The sequence below is a fragment of the Pseudoalteromonas sp. MT33b genome (assembly GCF_014117385.1).
GTDB classification, from domain to species: Bacteria; Pseudomonadota; Gammaproteobacteria; order Enterobacterales; family Alteromonadaceae; genus Pseudoalteromonas; species Pseudoalteromonas lipolytica.
The window spans coordinates 372,182-391,401 of sequence record NZ_CP059832.1; the positions used below are offsets into that span (position 1 = coordinate 372,182).

At 39.9% G+C, this 19,220-nt stretch carries 20 protein-coding genes; 6 read left to right on the forward strand and 14 right to left on the reverse strand.

All coding sequences use genetic code 11. The features are described from left to right. The first annotated feature begins 54 nt into the window (after positions 1-54). The 3 genes from H3302_RS17705 to H3302_RS17715 all read left to right on the forward strand — a co-directional run bounded on the left by H3302_RS17705 (position 55) and on the right by H3302_RS17715 (position 4,347). Positions 55-1,047, forward strand: coding sequence for an HD-GYP domain-containing protein (locus tag H3302_RS17705; RefSeq protein ID WP_075593190.1), 993 nt, complete (start codon positions 55-57; stop codon positions 1,045-1,047). Positions 1,048-1,179: 132 nt separating this feature from the next. Beyond that, entirely contained in the window at positions 1,180-1,464 is a 285-nt protein-coding gene (locus H3302_RS17710) for a hypothetical protein (RefSeq protein WP_065979592.1), read from the forward strand. Positions 1,465-1,467: 3 nt separating this feature from the next. After that, positions 1,468-4,347: an EAL domain-containing protein gene (locus H3302_RS17715; RefSeq protein ID WP_083422858.1), complete on the forward strand. Its 2,880-nt coding sequence runs from the start codon at positions 1,468-1,470 to the stop codon at positions 4,345-4,347. Between the two features lie 79 nt (positions 4,348-4,426). On the opposite strand, the gene H3302_RS17720 is transcribed toward H3302_RS17715, so the two are convergent. Genes H3302_RS17720 through H3302_RS17730 form a run of 3 tightly spaced genes read right to left on the reverse strand, consistent with a single transcriptional unit; the run spans position 4,427 to position 8,118 of the window. Beyond that, the gene (locus tag H3302_RS17720) at positions 4,427-5,407 is read right to left on the reverse strand and encodes a HupE/UreJ family protein (protein WP_182396763.1); all 981 of its coding nucleotides are present in this window, start codon (positions 5,405-5,407) and stop codon (positions 4,427-4,429) included. A gap of 2 nt (positions 5,408-5,409) precedes the next feature. Beyond that, a complete protein-coding gene (locus tag H3302_RS17725; RefSeq protein ID WP_036972395.1) occupies positions 5,410-6,279 on the reverse strand; it encodes a peptidyl-prolyl cis-trans isomerase in 870 nt (289 codons plus the stop codon). A 9-nt stretch (positions 6,280-6,288) separates the two neighbouring features. Next, complete coding sequence (locus H3302_RS17730; protein ID WP_065979589.1) at positions 6,289-8,118, reverse strand: DUF3604 domain-containing protein; 1,830 nt, start codon at positions 8,116-8,118, stop codon at positions 6,289-6,291. Positions 8,119-8,482: 364 nt separating this feature from the next. Between H3302_RS17730 and H3302_RS17735 the strand changes: the two genes are divergently transcribed. Genes H3302_RS17735 through H3302_RS17745 form a run of 3 tightly spaced genes read left to right on the forward strand, consistent with a single transcriptional unit; the run spans position 8,483 to position 10,120 of the window. Further along, positions 8,483-9,178 (forward strand): HupE/UreJ family protein, encoded by a 696-nt coding sequence (locus H3302_RS17735; RefSeq protein WP_036972393.1) that lies wholly within the window; start codon positions 8,483-8,485, stop codon positions 9,176-9,178. A gap of 20 nt (positions 9,179-9,198) precedes the next feature. Next, complete coding sequence (locus H3302_RS17740) at positions 9,199-9,735, forward strand: hypothetical protein (protein ID WP_182396724.1); 537 nt, start codon at positions 9,199-9,201, stop codon at positions 9,733-9,735. Between the two features lie 49 nt (positions 9,736-9,784). Next, complete coding sequence (locus tag H3302_RS17745; RefSeq protein ID WP_065979587.1) at positions 9,785-10,120, forward strand: DUF6488 family protein; 336 nt, start codon at positions 9,785-9,787, stop codon at positions 10,118-10,120. 583 nt (positions 10,121-10,703) lie between these two features. Here H3302_RS17745 and H3302_RS17750 read toward each other — a convergent pair. The 11 genes from H3302_RS17750 to H3302_RS17800 all read right to left on the reverse strand — a co-directional run bounded on the left by H3302_RS17750 (position 10,704) and on the right by H3302_RS17800 (position 19,173). Beyond that, a complete protein-coding gene (locus H3302_RS17750; RefSeq protein ID WP_182396725.1) occupies positions 10,704-11,441 on the reverse strand; it encodes a hypothetical protein in 738 nt (245 codons plus the stop codon). Positions 11,442-11,568: 127 nt separating this feature from the next. After that, on the reverse strand, positions 11,569-11,874 hold the full coding sequence (locus H3302_RS17755) for a hypothetical protein (RefSeq protein ID WP_118845111.1): 306 nt from the start codon (positions 11,872-11,874) through the stop codon (positions 11,569-11,571). Positions 11,875-12,212: 338 nt separating this feature from the next. After that, entirely contained in the window at positions 12,213-12,521 is a 309-nt protein-coding gene (locus H3302_RS17760) for a glyoxalase (RefSeq protein WP_259369922.1), read from the reverse strand. Positions 12,522-12,635: 114 nt separating this feature from the next. Then, the gene (locus H3302_RS17765; protein ID WP_180311740.1) at positions 12,636-13,337 is read right to left on the reverse strand and encodes a YafY family protein; all 702 of its coding nucleotides are present in this window, start codon (positions 13,335-13,337) and stop codon (positions 12,636-12,638) included. 301 nt (positions 13,338-13,638) lie between these two features. Further along, positions 13,639-14,013 carry a hypothetical protein gene (locus H3302_RS17770; protein ID WP_036972388.1) on the reverse strand — a complete coding sequence of 125 codons (375 nt, stop codon included), beginning with the start codon at positions 14,011-14,013 and terminating at the stop codon, positions 13,639-13,641. Between the two features lie 39 nt (positions 14,014-14,052). Continuing rightward, positions 14,053-14,409, reverse strand: a complete 357-nt coding sequence (locus H3302_RS17775) for a cupredoxin domain-containing protein (protein ID WP_182396726.1) — start codon at positions 14,407-14,409, stop codon at positions 14,053-14,055. 11 nt (positions 14,410-14,420) lie between these two features. Next, positions 14,421-16,664 (reverse strand): heavy metal translocating P-type ATPase, encoded by a 2,244-nt coding sequence (locus tag H3302_RS17780; protein WP_182396727.1) that lies wholly within the window; start codon positions 16,662-16,664, stop codon positions 14,421-14,423. 143 nt (positions 16,665-16,807) lie between these two features. Beyond that, positions 16,808-17,323: a DUF411 domain-containing protein gene (locus tag H3302_RS17785; protein ID WP_259369923.1), complete on the reverse strand. Its 516-nt coding sequence runs from the start codon at positions 17,321-17,323 to the stop codon at positions 16,808-16,810. Between the two features lie 10 nt (positions 17,324-17,333). Next, positions 17,334-17,822: a DUF4440 domain-containing protein gene (locus H3302_RS17790; protein ID WP_182396728.1), complete on the reverse strand. Its 489-nt coding sequence runs from the start codon at positions 17,820-17,822 to the stop codon at positions 17,334-17,336. 22 nt (positions 17,823-17,844) lie between these two features. Beyond that, the gene (locus H3302_RS17795) at positions 17,845-18,756 is read right to left on the reverse strand and encodes a copper resistance D family protein (RefSeq protein ID WP_259369924.1); all 912 of its coding nucleotides are present in this window, start codon (positions 18,754-18,756) and stop codon (positions 17,845-17,847) included. Positions 18,757-18,765: 9 nt separating this feature from the next. Continuing rightward, positions 18,766-19,173, reverse strand: coding sequence for a copper resistance CopC family protein (locus H3302_RS17800; protein ID WP_182396730.1), 408 nt, complete (start codon positions 19,171-19,173; stop codon positions 18,766-18,768). Between the last annotated feature and the right edge of the window lie 47 nt (positions 19,174-19,220).

Sequence of the window (19,220 nt, forward strand, 5' to 3'; positions counted from 1 at the left end):
GTCAATGGGAAGACGATGAGTAACTAATGTTTTTTTATTACAAGGTTACTTAGATTGAAAAAAATACAATCCAATCAATTAAAGAAAGGTATGTTAGTTAGGGTCAATGAACACTGGCTAAAAACTCCTTTTTTTACAAATAAAGTTAAAATTAAGTCTGAAGGCGATAAGCACAAACTCAAGCAATTTGAGGGATCGTTATATGTCTCTGAAGACAAATCGGTTGGTGCGCTGAATAAAGGGTTATCAATCCTTAAAGTGGCACTTGAAGACTGTGGCCAATCAGATGTATTAAACAACAAGGCGATAACTCAAGCCGTTACAAATATTGTTTTATTTGTGCTTAATGATGCCAGTCGTCTGGATTTAATATACGAAAAAATTAGCGAAGACTCCCAATCATTTCGAGAGTCTGTGCGGTTATTGGTGTTAATTACTTTATTCTCAAAAGAAATAAAATTAAGAAAAGACAAACTCATCCCTTTTGCAAAGTCAGCATTCTTAAAAGACATTGGCATGTCTTTGATCCCGCCTGATTACAAGCAAAGTAAGCAGTTAAGCGCGAAAGCAATTGACAGTGTTCATGAGCACGTTGTGTTGGGCTGCCGCGAGTTGCAAAGCCGCGGCATTGAAGACAATGTGATCAAGATTATCAAGTGCCACCATGAAAATTGTGATGGCTCTGGTTACCCTCATGGCCTAATAAAACCTGAAATCCCCCTTGAAGCACGCATAATTCGTATTATTGATACATACGTTGCTTTAACTTCACAGCGTCATTATCGCGAAAAATTCTCACGTGTAGAAGCGATTGAGAAAGTTTATCACGCCGCTCAAATTGGTAAGTTTGATCATATATTAACGACTAAATTTATTAACTTTATTCGTCTTTATCCAAAAGGTGCAAAGGTTGAATTAAATGATAGGTCGCAGGCTATTGTTAATAAAGATCTCGCGAATGGCACCGTTGAGTTAGCTGATAGCCACACAGTTGAAAAATCAATTGTTGACAAAGTTAATATAGCTAAATGTCTGTGGTTTATATAACACGCCTCTATTTTTATTTTTAATCTAGCTAAATAAAACCCTTTATATTGAACTGGCATTTTTAAATGAGCCAGTAAATGTTGTGCATTTAATTTTTAAATCCATTAAAAGACTGTAAATGGAACAGATATCATGCGAAGTGATTTACCAATAAATAATTTAGAAAAAATACTCTCGACTTTAAATAGTTCACTGTTTCTTTCACAAAAAGTAGGTGTTCATGAAGAACAGTTAATTGGTAAAGATTTTAATTTTTTATGCTGCTTTGAGTTTTCAAAAGCTGTGTTTTATACAATGAAAAAACAATTAAAAACCTTGAATTTAAAGGTTTTAAAAAGTCATGCTGTTGCTCAAAGTAAGCATGATGAAGACGCTTTAGCTACGCCTATGTTTGCTGTAATTTGGCAAGGAGAATAGACAATGTACATCTCTAAAGCGGGTTTTAAGTGTCAGGGTGTAAATAACCATTATTTTGTTTTGTTTTCGAGCTTAATTATTGGGGCTTTAATATGCTTTTTTGTGCTTGAAAGTATCGATATATTTTCACAAAAAAATACTGAAATACTGCATTTAACAACGGAGCTATTGTCAGTTTTTGTTTTCTCATCAGTGGTACTGCTTGAATTTCAGCGCCTTGACGGCCGCTACGCAGAACAAACGAATATCATCATATTCGGATTTAGTATTGTCCTAATGATGGACTACATGAACGCGATTTCGTTTGCTGGTATGCCAGCGTTTATTACGCCCAGCTCAAGTCAAAAGTCGATTTTCTTTTCTTTAGCTGCGCGAATGTTTGAATTACTGACGTTTGCAGCCATTGCGGCCTCACTGACTTTTCATGGCAGGAAAATGGTATGGCTAAGCTGTGGGTTAATTGTTTCAGTTATTTTAATCGCGTTCGGCACCTTGTTTGCTTATAACCTACCGTCTCTCTTTATTTATGGCGAAGGCGTGTCCATTGTAAAAATAACCTTAGAAAATGTTCTATTAATTGGTTATGTCGTCGTGGCTTATTTGTTTTACAAGAAACATAACGTAGATGGTGAAAAAAGGTACCTTCATTTTGCATTATCATCAGTTTGTATGGCGTTGTTTTCATTGTTGGTTACCCAGTATCAAACCCTGTCTGATACCTACCTTGTCATTGCGCATTTGGTGAAGTTATGTGGTGCGTTATTTATCTATAAAAGCGTATTTATTGAGGGGGTTTTATATCCTTATTCAATGGTGAACAAGGCTGAGCTGTATGCATCTAAAAAGAAAAATGAGCTGAAAACAATCTTAGATAATATGAACATAGGTGTGCTCAGATTAAGCGCTGATTTTAAGTTGAGTTATTACAATCAGAATGCGCTAAAAACCTACTTTTATTTACGTACACCGACTCAGGGTAAGTATATTCATGATGTTTTCCCTCCCGATGTTATCGATAAAGTATTGCCTTTTTTAAGGACGGCATTAAAGGGAGAACAAGTTAAGTTTTCGATAAACCTCAAAGGGCTCGATGAGGAAACGTTGTTTCTTGATGTTAATGTGATCCCAGAAAATGATAAGTCAGAAAAAGTAATTAGCCTGTTATGTTTGATTGAAAACATGACCGAAATGAAGCTCGCCGAAAAAGAAAATGAAGAGCTCAATAGAAGTCGAGCAGAACTAAAAAAGGCCCTTGATCAGCATGCGATTGTCGCGACCACCAATAGCAAGGGAGTAATCACGAGTGTGAATGAAAAGTTTTGCAACATATCGCAATTTTCTGCTGCAGAGCTTATCGGAAAAACCCATGCGTTAGTCAATTCTGGGACGCATCCCCCGCGCTTTTTTAAAACTATGTGGCAAACAATTCGCAGTGGTCAAGTGTGGTCAGGAGAAGTCTGTAACCGTGCCAAAGATGGCAGCTTATATTGGGTTAACTCAACCGTCGTTCCTTTTATTGATGAAAATAACAAGCCGTATAAGTACATTGCTATTAGAGCTGATATTACCGACCGTAAACTTGCAGAGCAAAATGTTCATCGCTTAGCAATGTATGACGAGTTAACTAATTTACCTAACCGACGTCATCTTATCGACAAAGCAAAGTCATTGGCTAAATCAAAGCATCATACCCAAGGCCACAGTTACGCCTTACTGCTGATTGATTTAGATAATTTTAAAATGATCAATGACACTTTAGGGCACAGTATTGGTGACTTACTGTTAAAAGAAGTCTCGCGCCGTTTAGAAAGTATTGTTTTATCGCCTAATTTAATTGCCAGATTAGGGGGCGATGAATTCGTTATTTTACTGGATGATCCTACGTGCATAAAAGATGGTGACTTTCATTCTGTGGATAGCTTTGCGCAAAACATACGTGAAACGATTTCGCGTGTTTTTTACCTTGATGGGTATGAAGTTCATACAACACCTAGCATTGGCCTCACAATCATTAATGCATGCGACTTTGAATTGTCAGAGGCACTGAAGCAGGCTGATATTGCGATGTATCACTCTAAGGAGCGAGGGCGAAATATGATTAGTTTTTATGACCCGAAATTACAAGCATCTATTTTAGAGCGAAATGAAATAAACCAAGGGTTGATCAATGCCATTGCCAAAAAAGAGTTAAACGTTGTGTATCAACCTATTCATAACACCAGCAAAGAACTCATTGGTTATGAAGCATTACTGCGATGGGATAGCCCTAAATTAGGGAGCGTTTCACCAGATGTTTTTATACCTATAGCAGAAGAAACAAAACAAATTAATCAAATAGGGCAGTGGGTTCTTGAGCAAGTGTGTGAAGAAATGAGCAAAAATGATGCGTATTCAAACCCTAATTTAAGTGTGGCTGTTAACGTCAGCGCGCTGCAATTTCAAGACCCTAACTTTGTTCCGCAAGTGCTTGAGACAATTAATCGATTTTCAATACAACCTTCACGGTTAAAACTAGAGTTAACCGAAGGGGTTATTTTAATGGGCACCGAGATGCTCATAAAGCGAATGAAGGATCTAAAAAACTTGGGTATCAACCTCTCTTTAGATGATTTTGGAACCGGTTATTCTTCGCTTAGCTACTTAACGCGGTTTCCGATTGATACGTTAAAAATCGATAAGTCATTCATCGATAAAATGCTGATTAGCTCCGAAGACGAGTCGGTTGTGAAAGCGATTCTCACCTTAGCGACAAGCTTAGGAAAAAATGTGATAGCCGAGGGGGTTGAATCAGAAGAGCAATTTCAATACTTAAAACGTTTAGGGTGTCAGTTTTTCCAAGGTTATCTATTAGGTAAGCCACAAAGTTTTAACCACCGTGAATAATGATTGATGAGTGCACGTAAGGCATTTTATTTATTCTCGCTGAGAGAGTGGCAAATAACATGCCTTACGTTAAACACGATTAAAAAAACATACCTTCAATGCGCTCAATAAGCCAAAAACAGGCAAGGCTACCAATACCGTATGCCGCAAACGTAGCCGCGGGTTTTGGCACTTTAATAAGGTGCTTAGTAATGGCAACGGTGCCTAAAATAGCGGTAATGAAAAACAATTGGCCAAGCTCAACCCCTAAGTTAAAAAACAAGAGAGCTGCAGGCACATCGACTTGTGGTAAGCCAATGTCTTTTAGTGCTCCCGCAAAACCAAAGCCATGCAATAAACCAAATATAAATGCGACTAACCAAGGCCATTTTGTTGTTAGGCTGTGTTGATTGTGTCTAATACGTATTGATTCAGCTGCAATCAGTAAAATACTCAATGCGATGAGTGCCTCAACGGGAGGAGGTGGCAGTGATACATAACCAAATGTTGCTAACCCGAGCGTGATTGAATGTGCTAATGTAAACGCGGTGATTGTTTTAAATAACGTGACCCAGCCTCTAACAATTAGCATCAATGCTGCAACAAATGCTAGGTGATCCCAGCCCTCTAAAATATGCTCAATTCCGAGTTTTGTATAAGAGGTGATGATTTGCCAAATACTGCCTTCGCTTGGAATCGAAAGCGTATTTTCATTCGGCTTCATTAATAAACTATATTGACTCCCGTTCAACAATTTTATGTTGATTAAAGTATCGATAGTGGTGCGGTTTAGGTTTTCAATTGTCAGTGTTGTTCCTGCAAGTTCTGTATCGGCATTTAACCGATATTGAAACAATACAAATCCATTTATTACCATGTGATTCGGTAATGGAGAAAGTGAAAACTGAGGCTCGAAAACAGGGCGTATATTCTGCACTAAGTTATTGTTAGTGGGTACTTTCCAAAGTAAATTATACTTGTGTTCAGTCACTTGATTAATTTGTAAATACGCGGGGCGAATTTCATGTGCAAACCCTGAACTTCCCCATATTAATAGCAAGGCAAAACAAAATACTTTCATTCTCATAATGCGGCAAACTCTTGCTCTATTTCCGTCGGAATGGTGTCAGCTTCCAATCGAACGCGATACTTTTTAAGCAACGTTTCGAACATTTTTTGCTGTGAGTCGATGACTGCATAGTATTTATACTGCTCTAAAACATAGTCTTTAATATCACTGAAAGGAGCTAAATGTTCGGGGGTATTATTGGCAATTTTAACGAGGTGCAAACCAAAACCAGACTCAATGGGCCCAACCCATTGCTCTGTTGGCTGCTTAGCGAGTTGCTCAACAAAGGTGCCTCCAAATGCATTCTTGAGGGTGTTTTCAGGCATGAGAGGCCAGTTGTTAGGCACTGAACGGCGATTCTCAAAACTGTTTAGTGTATTTGGATTTGCTATTAGTTGGGCGCGAATTTCACTCAGTTTTGGCTCTTGAGCCTCTTGTGGCGTTAATATAACTTGCTCAAACGCGAATGATTGCGCAATGGTAAACAGTTCTGGGCGAGCTTGATGAAACTCTTTAAGCTGTTGCTCAGAAGGGAGCTGCATTAAATTGCTGAGATCGCTGGCAACTGCTTCCATTTTCTGTGCAAGTCGCGTACGAATTATTTCATCACTTTGATCAAGACCCATGGTTAACGCTTCACGGTAAAATACCTCTTTGCGAATATGTCGCTCAAGAATGGCAGCAATATCCTCATTCGAAGGTTCATGTTTCCACTGCGCTTTCCAAAGGGTTTTTAGGTGATCAAACTTAGCTTGATCGACCACTATTACATACTCATTGTTTTCTGATTCTTGCGAAGGTGCAAGGTAATTCCATGCTGCAAATAAGAGTGAGCCTAATACCAGAAAATGAGTAATAGGCTCTTTTAAAATACGTTTAATCATTAATTATACTTACTCTACTTCGTACCAAATAGGTGAGGCCCATGCGCGTTCTACAATTTGACGTTTTACATCATCAGGGTATTTTACACCGGCATTTATTTCGTCATATAACGTCCAACGTGCTGTTGGCAGTTGCAAAACACGCACATAATAAAATGCTTCTTGATTTGGGTCCCAGTCAGGGTCTGTCCATACTGACATAAGTTCAACAGCCCCTTTTACTTGATTGAATTCACCCGTTTTAAGATTTATAGGGGCATCAATAGGGGTAACACTTCCATCTGCTTTTAGGCGATCTCCCGAGGCTACAACGTCATAAACGTGGTCTTTCATTTCACCGTTTTCGTACCACCCTTTAATAATTTGGATACGATCTAAGTTTGGGCCAATAGGATCTTTGATTGCCCATACTAAAAACTCAGGGGCTTTTTTACCTTTGTAGTCGCCGCCCATCGGCACGCCCTTTTCATAACCATCTTTTACAAGGTCGGTGTAATTTTTGTAACTTTTATTGAACCCTTGGCCTGCAAAAAAACGGACTTTCATACGTGGGCCGCTGGTGGCAAAGGTTTCTTTTGCTTGCATTGAATCCCAAATCGCACTGCGCGTATTTGAATTAGCCCACACAGCAGTCAACGCGCCAGGACTGGAGTCTGCAATCAGCATTTCGCCTTCAAGCATTGCCTTAGAACGTACATCGGCTGTTTGGTCGGCATAGCCATGACTACCGACAGCGTAATTGTCTTCTTCAACGTTACTTGGTGTGCCATTATGGCTGTCTGTTCCGCCAACAAACCCATATTTAAAAGGGTTAACTCCAAGCACTGCATGATATTTAATGCCGCGTCCTAGTCCATAACGCACATAGTTTTCTTTTATGAACGCACGACCATTAAACTTTTGAATTGACACTGCATTTTCAAAGTCTGCAAATTCGTCATTGGGCCAAAAGTTGGGTATAACTTCTGAATTACCCTTAACTTGCATCATTTCAATGAGTGGCTCCATACTGGCCCGTTTTTCAGCATATTCTTTGTTTACGGGTACGCCTGAAAGACTTGCTTCAGCAAATAATAAGCCTTTCGATTCATTTGAGTTATGTGGTATTGCGAACACTTTTTTGCCACTGTCGCGTTGTGTTTGCATCCATGCCCATAACTGCTCAGGATCGGCCCCTTCGTTTGATGAAAAAGGCATATCAGGGACATTGTTATCTCTAAAGAAAACATTGCGATGTTGGTTTGCCCCCCCAGGAGCAGATGTCCACTCGTAGGCATGTATAGTGGTGAATTTACCTGGTTGATAATGCTTTTCAGTGGCTTCTATATTTTTTTGCCATGTAGATTTAATGGCTTCTTGGCCTTGAAAAAATGCAGGGTGAGGTTCTCCACCGCCTGCTAATGGGGCTAATACGTACTTATTATAAAGTTTTAATGCCGTTTCTAAATCTGGAGCTTCACGAAAAGCAACGGCTATTTCGTGGTCGTAACCAGGTGCCCCTTCATTCATTAGGCTAAAGGCTTCTCCCATAAACTCTGAGTGATCTGTAACAGCAACAAAATCAAGTGGTCGTTTTATTTTGTGGAGACTGCCATTCACCATCATTTCTTCGCCTTTAGCAAAGCGATAAGCGTCATCAGGCGTTAGTCTATTACCCGCAATAAACGCATCCATCGACACACCTGTATGGACATGTTGCTCACCGAAGAACGCTTCTTTTAATGGGTAGACCTTGGCATTGTTAGGTTTTTGTTCGGCTTTTGCAGAAAAAGCTAACGGCAAAGAGCAGGCTAAAGCGATTGAAATAGTTGTAGATATAAGTGAAATCCGTGCACACATTTTGAGCACTCCTCGCAGTAAATGTGGTGATGTATATTTTTTAGATACTAACTGATTAAAAAATAGCAGGCTTTGCGAAAAAGAACCATCGAAAGCGGCTTTTTTTTTGCACGAATAAGGAGTGCTGAACTTTTGTTTGATGAAGGAAATTATTTCTAAGTCGGTTGAATTAACAGTCATTACTGCAAATGATGAAGATAACGTTATAAAGGAGAAAACGTAAATCAAACGTTGCAATTAATGTTAAACCACTTAAGTATAGTTAACAGTTTAGTTGGCCAAGCAGGTTTATCTGCGCTTTATAACATGTGATAAAAATTGAAAGGCGTATTACTTGAAAGAATTAGATGTACAGGAAGTTGGAATGCAAAATAAGCTATTAAAAATGAGCTTACTCTTTTTGATTGCGGTGCTTGGGCTCGTCAGTATTGATGTGTTGGCACATGGTGTAGATGACAACACCCGTGCATTTTTAGAGCAAAATCAGGGAATACAATTTGTCCCGTTTTTGTATATTGGTGCAAAACATATGATCACAGGCTATGACCATTTATTATTTTTAGTCGGTGTGATTTTCTTTTTATATCGCAGCAAAGATGTGTTGCTCTATGTGACGATGTTCACTCTTGGTCACAGTACTACGCTTTTGCTCGGTGTACTGGGTGATATTAACGTTAATGCTTACTTAATTGACGCGATTATCGGTTTTTCTGTTATTTACAAAGGGTTTGATAACCTAGGTGGGTTTAAACGCTGCTTTAACTGGCAACCCAATACAAAAGCAGCGGTGCTGATTTTTGGCTTGTTTCATGGTTTTGGTCTAGCGACGAAGTTACAAGAGTTTCAATTACCAGAGGATGGTTTATTAGTTAACTTAATTGCGTTTAATATTGGTGTTGAATTGGGGCAATTTGCAGCGCTTATCTTTATTTTAATTGCCATAAATGCGTGGCGACATTTTCCATCATTCCAACGTTTTTCGACCTTAACAAATACAGCACTCATGAGTGCTGGTGTGATGTTAGTTGGTTTTCAATTAACGGGTTATTTCGTTAGTTAACACATAAATAAGAGATGAGTATGCAACACACAGTGAGTTTAAAGACCTTAATTATAGCGAGCGTATCGTCAACGGTTGTTGCGGCCATTGCTCTGGTGACTTTAATTCTTCCGGCCGAATATAACATTGACCCAACGGGTCTTGGCCATAAGCTTGGCCTAACCAGCATTGCGATAGCTGCAGAGACAGACGCACAACCAAATCAATCACCGACAGGGAATAAAGGCACCGACGATGAATTTCAGATCATTGAAGTAATAGTTCCTGCAGGTAGAGGAGTTGAATATAAGTTTGCAATGCCCCAACATGCCAAAATGACCTATGAATGGTTAACAGAGGGTGAGCCATTGTATTTCGATTTGCATGGTGAACCAAAAGGTGACACAACGGGGTATTTTGAAAGCTATACGATTGCCACGAGTAATGAAATGAAAGGAAGCTTCACAGCTCCCTTTGCCGGTTCACACGGTTGGTACTGGAAAAATAAAACAGATAGCCCAATTGCCGTACAGCTCCTTGTTAAGGGTGAATATGAAGTGATTGGCTTAAAAAAATAAACGGCATAATTAAACACATGGTAAAAGTAAGAACCAGGAGAGAAAAGTAATGAATCGATTAATTACAACAGCGTTAATCTGCATTGCATTAGTGAGTGTTGGGGCGTTGGCGCACAGTGGCCATGACCTTATTAATGACCAAAAAGCAATGAATATTGCTGCCAAGTCAATCAAGAAAATGACTTTTAAGGATTATGGGTTTGAAGTTGGTAAACTTGATGCTTCATGGAAAGAGGTAGCAAACGATAAGCTCTCAATAGTCCATGTTGAAGAGGGCTATTATGTTGTCAAAGCAGAAAATAACCAAAATGAGAAAAATATCTTCTTTAAGATAGCTAAGACTGGCGAATTGTTAGATGTGAAGTCCAATCATGATTTTGAATAGCTGAAAGCCATCAGCGTGTAATATAAATGAGCCACTCTGATAACTTGCTGTGCAATTCATCTATCAATAAACATGACCTTAATTTAGATAAGTGTAACGGGGCTACTTTCAGGTATACAGTGGAGAGGTGGGGAGCAATACATTTCAATATTTTTATTGAAAATGATGTTTTTACCTTGTTTTCATTTCATGCATAGATAATAAATAAGCCAAAAAGTGACAGAAAACGTATCATCAATTTGGTTCTTATTTAGAGTGAGATTGAGATTGAACTGCTACTGTAATATCAAATATACGAAGATGAAGGCAGTGATGCATATTGCAAGTATGTGACCTATTAAAAAGTAAGTGACTGAACTTTAGAGTACAAAAGTCTCAAGTGAGCGTCCAAGAGACAATAACTCACTTTTGGACATACATTAGTTAGAGCCTAAGGACGGCTCTGTATAAAAGAAAGGCCTTGGTAACGCCGCGTTAAGTAGTGAGCAACGCTTACCACCAGACTTAGCCCATTGTGCCGTAATCACTAAATTCAAAGCAAACCGAAAATGCCGAGCGTTGCGAATCTGTCTTAAACGCATTGTTATACGTGTGGTATAGCACCAATCTGCTCAAGTCCCTCTTTGATTAAATCTTTGCTTAGTTTGTTGTAATGAAAACAAGGATGCGGAGAGCCAATAACAAACACCTCGTCTCCATGCATATCTAGTGAACAAAATTTATAGCTAGTCGAATTGATAGGAACAATCACAGTTTCTTTCAACCTCGGATAATAATCTTGCAAATACTTCCACGCTGAATGCCCCTGGTCGGCATTACCATAGGCGAAAATTACTTTAGGGCTAGAATTTTTCACTACGAAGTCATCAAAAAAACCCATTGATGCATTAAGTAAGCCTTTCAAATTAGTAAACGTGTCCGTTTCACTTCTTAATATCTCAAATTGATTTTTGATATCACCAACACCGTTGGATGCCAACAAAAGCCCATTAGTTAAAATCATATTTGACACTGAAAACTTAGAATTTCCAAAGCACTCATTAAGGACATCAGGGAGCTTGATTAGCTCTTTTCGCAAAGGCGATACTCCCCAATCACCAGATAAAAGGTGACTGTATTGTGGATTTCTAGCTCTCTCTTTCACCCACTCTACATTGGTTTTTATCGCATCGGTCATGTTCCCATTAGTGCCCAACAAGATGAGATTGATATCTTCTTTTTTGTTATCAAAGACGTCAAAAGCGTTATCAAAAGGACTGCCTAATATGTGTGAAAGGCCATGCTTCTCTAGTAATTTCGCAATAGTTTCTAATTTATTCATAATCGTAATATCTCACAAAAGCGAAGATACCAACGCCTTGCTAATGGGCGTAAAATGCTTGGCTAAAATTAGCGACGAAGGAGCACAAGCCAAGCGTTTTACGTCCATTTGAGAAACTTGTTAGTTTTCAATGCCTACCAACAAACTCCCTAATCCAATCATGCTCTTCATCACTTGTTGTTTTAGTATCAAAGAACTCAGATATTTCAGCTTTCATTGATTCTAATTCGCTTATACCCTCTTCTAGAGTTGATAAGTAAGTTGTATGGAAGAAGTAACCGTACACTCCACTTGTTATGGAGTATGGTGCAATATCACCGCCTTTTTCCAAAGTTAGGCGAGCACCTTTGGAATGCTCCATATCCTTAATTACCTCACCACTTTCAGAACCTATTGTTCCGATGGTTTCTCCATTATCAGTTTGATTCCACATAGCTCAACTTTTGAAAAATAACGTTTTATAGCGAGCGAATCGCACGTTTTTCTGCCACAACGTCGCTCATTTCTAACAAACTTCTTGACTAATTGCCAATACTACTAAAATGCAGTGGTTCTAGCTTCTGTTTCATTACAAAAACGAGCGATTGGGTCGTTTTCCTGACTATACAGCAATATACTTTGACGAAATTGAGAAGCAATTGTGAACGACCGAAGTTCGCTTTTTTGAGAAATTGGCCTAAACACGTCTTGGGGCAAAGGCGAGTTATATTCATAACTCTTCGATGGACAAAAGTGTGCCAGCAAAGATGCGGCTTAAAAAATAAGGTGCCGTTACGCAAACACTCGTAAGCGGTGTCTATCTGGGTCTAATGCAACAAAGTTAACGCCATATACAGACTCTTCGCGTTCCTGAGCAAATTCCACACCTAGTTGCTTCCACTGCTTGAACAAGTTATCTAGATCGACGCGGCTCGTTGCAGGGATTGAAAGTTCGGTACCACCGCCTCTAACTGAGCTACTTGGTGTAAGTGCATTAACTTGTTTCAGAGTAATCTTCACATTTTCAGCAAACTCTAATACTGCAAAAGTTGGCGATAAGAGCTTTGGCTGACATTCAAATACTTCCTCATAAAAAGCCATGCTAAGTTTGATGTTTTCTACGTAAAGAACTATAGAGTCAATAGCGAACATATTAATATACCTGCATTTGTTGAATACTAAATTAAGTATAAACAAAAGCACTGACAGTTTTTGTCAGTAGAAAAAATGCTTATGTTCGATTCCCTCTAAAGCCTCCCACTCAGTTAGCAATTCATTGCGAGAACGTTCGTATCGAGAATTAAGTTGAGAAAAAGAGTGAATTTTATCCACCCGGAAGTTACGGTAATCGCTTCGTGTTTCGCACCATGCAACCAAAATATTGTATTGCTCAAACATACCTATAAGTATTGGCCACACAACCCTTTTTCTGATAACCCCTTTGGCATCTTCATAAACAATTTCAGCTTTATGCGCTTTTTGAATTGTTGCTTTCAACTCTGTTAGCGAGATCATTAGCTTCGGAACTTTGAGAGCTGAAGCAACTCTAACGACACTCTCAGTACGCTTAGCTCTGTGCTCAGAGGGTAACACTGCTGAGATTTTAGCAAGTGCATCAATGGCAGCCTCGCTAAATTCTCCATTAGCTTGCTTCGCCACCCATTCTGCTCCTAATCTGAGGGCTTCAAGCTCTTCAAAGCTAAACATCATAGGTGGTAAATCAAAGCTCGGCTTTAAGATATAACCCAGCCCAGCTTCTCCTTCGAGATCTGCTCCTTGAGCTTGTAAAGTGACAATATCACGATAGATAGTCCTAACACTTACATTAAGCTGACTAGCCAGTTTCTCAGCTGAGATTGGGTATTTATAGCGTCGTAGTAGTTGAAGAAGATCTAGAAGGCGTTGACTTCGGGACATTGCAAAAACTCATAAAATAAAGAATATGCCTAATGTACTAAAAGAGAATCAACTGATCATTCAATTAAAAGATGTGTGAACGACTTAATAATTAAATAATCTACCGTCTTGACTCTCGAAACTCATTTTGGGGCATAAACGAGTTATGACTGAAGGTTCGCTTTTTGCACATTTGCGACGGTCAGATGTGACTAAACCCCATTTTCGAATTTGACAGACCAGATCAAGGCTTACTCAATGAGTAACGGTTACTCATTTAACAACATGTAAAGTACTCACAGGTTTCCTGCCATAGGGAACCTTACTCTTTATGTTTATTGTGCCTATTTGGTGGGGTTGCATGGCAACTCCAGGGTTTGTGAGTGACGTTATCTTTTATATTTTGATCGACAAATTGGTAGTAACTTTCTTTGGTGTGTGTCCACCAGTCATTGTGAAGATCGGCACTGTGTTTGCGAATAACGGTTTCGATCCCTTCTAAGTTTAGGTGGGTTGCGTCATAGGCCAAGTGTATTACGTTTTCACGAATATTATAGCTCACTTCATCGATGCCAAAGAGACTATCAATCTCTTCAATGAGTGCATCACAATTTTCATCTGTCACTTTACACAGCCGCAGATTGCGAACGACTAAGTTTGCTTCTTTTACGCCGACTCTATGTTCTAAATCACTCATAATAATCTCTCCAAGCTGTTTTATTTTCACTTCACAATCTCATTCGACTGCAGTGATAACACCTTTGTACATTTGCATTTGGCAGTGGAAAACATGTTCTCCCGGTGGGATATTTTGCAGGTGTATTTTTGTCACTTTGTTTAGGGTCAGTTGCTCACTTATATCTAAGGAGGGAATGAGCAGTGTTTCGGAGCAAGGTGACGGATCTTTTCGCAAAAAAGATAAGGTTATTGCGTGGTTAGCTGTAACTTGTAGAGAAGCAGGCGAATAAACCCCTTCTTTTACCTCAATGAGTACGTCGGTACTAGTTGCAACAACGTTGTTTGGTTTATAAAGCCAAAACCACCAAATGATCAGCGCGATGAGTGAAATACCGATAAAGTTAATAATCATCATAATGTGGCTCCTTAGTGATCTTGTGCTTTAAATAAACGAAGCCTGTTTGCATTCGTCACCACGGTAAGCGAAGAAAAAGCCATCGCAGCACCCGCGATAACAGGGCTCAGCAGTAGACCAAAAAATGGATACAGAATACCTGCCGCCACTGGAATACCTGCCACGTTATAGATAAATGCACCAAATAAGTTTTGTTTTATATTGCGTAACGTGGCTTTGCTCACCGCAATGGCATCAGCTAAGCCATGAAGAGAGCCTCGCATGAGTGTGATGTCGGCACTTTCAATGGCAACATCAGTGCCTGTTCCAATCGCAAAACCAACATCGGCGAGGGCAAGTGCGGGGGCATCATTGATCCCATCGCCTGTCATACCGACAATTTCGCCTTGTTGTTGGAGTTCGCGCACTTTATTGGCTTTGTCTTCAGGTAGAACGTCAGCAAAGAATTCAGTAATTTGTGCTTTTTTTGCTATCGCCGAGGCGGTTTCTTTATTATCGCCAGTAAGCATAATAACGCGGATACCATTGGCTTGAAGACGCTTGATTGCACAAAGTGAATCAGACTTCATCGGGTCCGCTACCGCGATAATTGCGGCTAGCTGCCCATCTACAGCAAAATACATTGGCGTTTTTGCTTCTTTCGCTAAGGCCTGTGCTTTCGTTGTGAAGTCAGAGAGTTCAATTTCTTTCATTTTCATTAATTTACTATTGCCAAATAGCAGCGACTTACCATTACACGTGGCTTCGACACCATAGCCAGTAATTGCGTTAAAGGCGTCTATTTTCAGCAGCTCGATTTCTTGCTCCATGGCACTGTCGACAATTGCTTGCGCAAGAGGGTGCTCTGAGCCACTTTCTAAACTGGCTGCTAGCTGTAATATGGTTTTTTCATCACTGTCATTTGCTAAAATAACGTCAGTGACTTTGGGGGAGCCTTCGGTAATGGTGCCCGTTTTATCTAAAATCATGGCTGTAATTTTGGAAGCTGTTTGCAGTGCTTCACCATTTCGAATAAGAACACCGGCCTCAGCTGCTTTGCCCACACCGACCATAACCGACATTGGCGTAGCAAGTCCTAACGCACACGGACACGCGATGATAAGCACCGTTGTCGCAGACACAATTGCAAAGGCAAGAGTGGGCTCAGGGCCAAAGTTTAACCATGCTAGTGCACTGACGATAGATATAATCATGACAACCGGCACAAAATACGCAGATATAACATCGGCTAGTCGCCCTATTGGGGGTTTTGAGTTTTGGGCACGTTTTACCATCGCAATAATTTGTGCAAGCGCGGTGTCTTTTCCTACCCGTGTTGCTTTAAATAGGATCATGCCAGATTTATTGAGCGTACCCGCGGTGACGTCGTCTTTTTCTGATTTTTCAACAGGCATGGGTTCGCCTGTTAGCATTGATTCATCAACGCTGGTGTGGCCTTCGATTACTTCACCATCAACGGGGATTTTCTCACCCGGTCTGACTTTGATAATGTCATTGAGCAACACTTGGTCGATATTTATTTGAACGTCTTTGTTATCCCTAACAACAGTGGCGGTTTTGGCCTGTAAGCCGATTAAGCGTTTGATTGCTTCTGAGGTTTTTCCTCGTGCTTTTAGCTCTAACGCTAAACCAAGGTTGATTAAGCCAATAATCATGGCGGTGGCTTCAAAATATACATGCCTTGCCATTAGCGGAATAGCATCGGGAATAAAGACAACCAGCATTGAGTAGACCCATGCTGTACCGGTCCCCAGTGCAATGAGGGTATCCATATTGGCAGAATGATTTTTAAAGCTTTTCCATGCGCCAATATAAAAATGTTTACCAGAGAAAAACATAACCGCAAGCGTTAAAAGACCAACAATTAACCACGCGACCCGCTCAGTATTTGTTGCTACGGTCATCTCACCAATAGCAATACCATAGAACATAAGAGGCACACCCAAGGAGAGTGCGATAATGGTGTCGCGCATCAGCTTTTTATAATATGCCCAATCGGCTGCTTCTTTTTCATCAAGGGAGTCTGTGTGCGAACTGTCATTGAACGGTTTGGCATTGTATCCAGCAGATTCAATGGCTTTAACTAGGTCTTGGGTATTGGCTGTCCCACTGACGAGTACGGTTCGGTCTGCAAAATTCATCTCTGCGCTGTTCACGCCAGGTGTGTTTTGCAGTGCTGCTTCAATTTTCCCTACGCAACTGGCGCAGCCTGCGCCCTCAATGATTAGCTGCTGCTCTGTTCCGGCTTTACTCATGCGGTGTTCCTTTTTTCTTAAAGCCCTTAGCTTAGTGAGATGGTTGCTTTGGGCTTTATTTTCATTAATTTTACAGTGTCGTAAAAATGATGAAGTGAGGTACTATTTTTGTAATCACCTAGTTATAGCGTATGCCTAATTCATTAAAATTGCTCGGCATATTGTTCAATATATTGATAACTTACAGCGGGTGAATCTATTGTTAGTAAATTAATGTTGTATTTATGGAATACCTTCCCCATTTCCATCCCTGGCGTACCCACGGGCATGGCAGGAACACTTAAGCCTATCGTACCTTCAGGGTGTTGCTCTGATAAGAATTGCTTAACAAATTTAGCGGGAACATGCCCCTCAAAAATAAAGCCATCGGCTGACACCGCCGTGTGGCATGAGCGCTGATTTGGTTTTATCTGATAGTTATTTTTTATGGTGCCCATATCAACAACATCAATGGCTGTTGTGTTAAAGCCATTTTTGTTCATGTGTGTGACCCACTCTTTGCAACAGCCACAATTTTTACTTTTATACACAGTGAGTTCACTATTTAAATCATGTGTGTGTTGATTGCTGTTATGGGTTAAGGGTTGATTACTAGTTGTTGCCATCACTGGCAAATTGCTCATAAAAAGTAGTAATGAAGCAAGGTAAGCTGTTCGCATGTTGTACTCCTTAATTAGACCAGTGGATATGAGTGATTTTCCATCCATTGTCGGTAATTTTGAGTGTTATTGTTTCCATTCCAATACTCTTTATTTCTTTCCCTTTGTAGCTGCCTTCGGTTGAGCTTCTGGCAATTGAGAAAGCTATATCGCCCTGCGTGAATACCTGATGCTCTAATAATGTGCTTTCAACGGCTTTTAAAAATGCCATATCTGCATGCATATGGTGATTTGCGTATTCATCTGCTGAGCGTTCAATACCGCCTCCTTCAAAAATAATAACATTGTCAGCGAGTAGTTTACGAGCTGTGACTTGATCACCCTGTTTTAGTGCTTTTTTAAACGCGGTAACAGTGTGTGCGGGTTCACTGTCGATACCAACAAATAAGGTGCTTTTGTTTGGATGAGCTTCATCACCGTGTGCGTTAACAGCAAACGAGCTGAGTGCACCTAAAAGTAGCAGTGATATCATTTTTAATTGTGATGTGTTTTTTAGCATGCGTTTTTTCTCTACTTCATAGTTAAATAGGAGGGCCAACAAGTGTGGTAAAAACACTTGTTGTGATAAGTACAAAAAGCGCTATGACCATTTCAACAGCGATAGAGCCTTTTAAGGTTTCAAAATACCGTTGCCGGTTAATATTAGGGACTAAAAATAGTTTATGCCATGCGCCAAGCAAAAGCATGGCGCTGACAAGCAGTAACTTCAGTAAAATTAATTGGCCATAAGTTGAAGTAAATAATGCAGAAAATGAGTGCAGATACTGTTGTAAAAGCGCCAAGCCAGACACAAGCAATACAACCACAATAATGATGGCCATTTGTCCAAAGTGATGCATTATTTTTTCAACGTCGGTTTTGATAAGCAAGGTGCAGCTTTTAAGCAATGGCCATAATGCGCCAATCCAACAGGCTAAAGCCGCAAGATGAAATGTCAAAATACTTTTTACTAGGCCATTTTCATTGGCACTGTGACCAGTAATAGAAAAACTAAACGCAATAAGAGCCGCTATGATTAGCATAAGAGCAAAGTTGAATTTTTCTGCGTTGTTATTTTCTGCCTTCACATTCCACAAGGAGGCAACCATAAGTGCGACTAAGAAACTAACAATCCTTAAACGCGCTTGCTCGCCAATTACCGAGTACCAAACAATCTCGAGCATTGGGCGATCTAACATTCCCATAAAACCTGATTCGGCAATGGCACCTGTCTCTATTGGTGTTTGCAAAATAGCCGCTATTAAACCAACCATTAAGCATTTGATTTGCCAGTGCTTCAAGAAATATAAAAACGCAGTATGCTGGTTTCCATTAAGGTGAAAATGGCTAATAAAACGTATCAGTAATGTACCTGCAAGTGCTGCTATAGCCGTATAGTTTGCTAGTTTCATTAACAGTAAAAGCAGCGACCACTCACTAAATTGCATTGTCATGACCTAAGGCTAGTGATTATGGTTACCGTGGCCATTTTCTGGCATTTTTGTTTTATTACTATGCTTTGTACCATGGATCATGAAAGTGAATTCCCCTGTCATTTTATGGCCATCACCACCGAGTGCGATCCATTTTACCGTGTAATTGCCTTGCTTTAAGTGTGGCAGAGGCCAACTAAAATCACTACTTGGAGCTGCTGTAGGCTTAAAATCGAAGTCGATAGGTTGTTTATGTGCATCTTGAACGACTATTTTTGCTAATCTTACTTTTCCGCTAAACGCGAGCGATAGCTGCTCAGGGCTACTCATTAACATTGCTTTATCTTGTGGCAGAGTGTGTGTTACTGAGACATGAGCCGATGCCATAAATGGCATTGTTAGTACGAACATGAGTGCGACATACTTAAAAAATTTCATAATTACCTTCTTACTTGTTATTAAAAATCAAACAGATTGCAACAAAG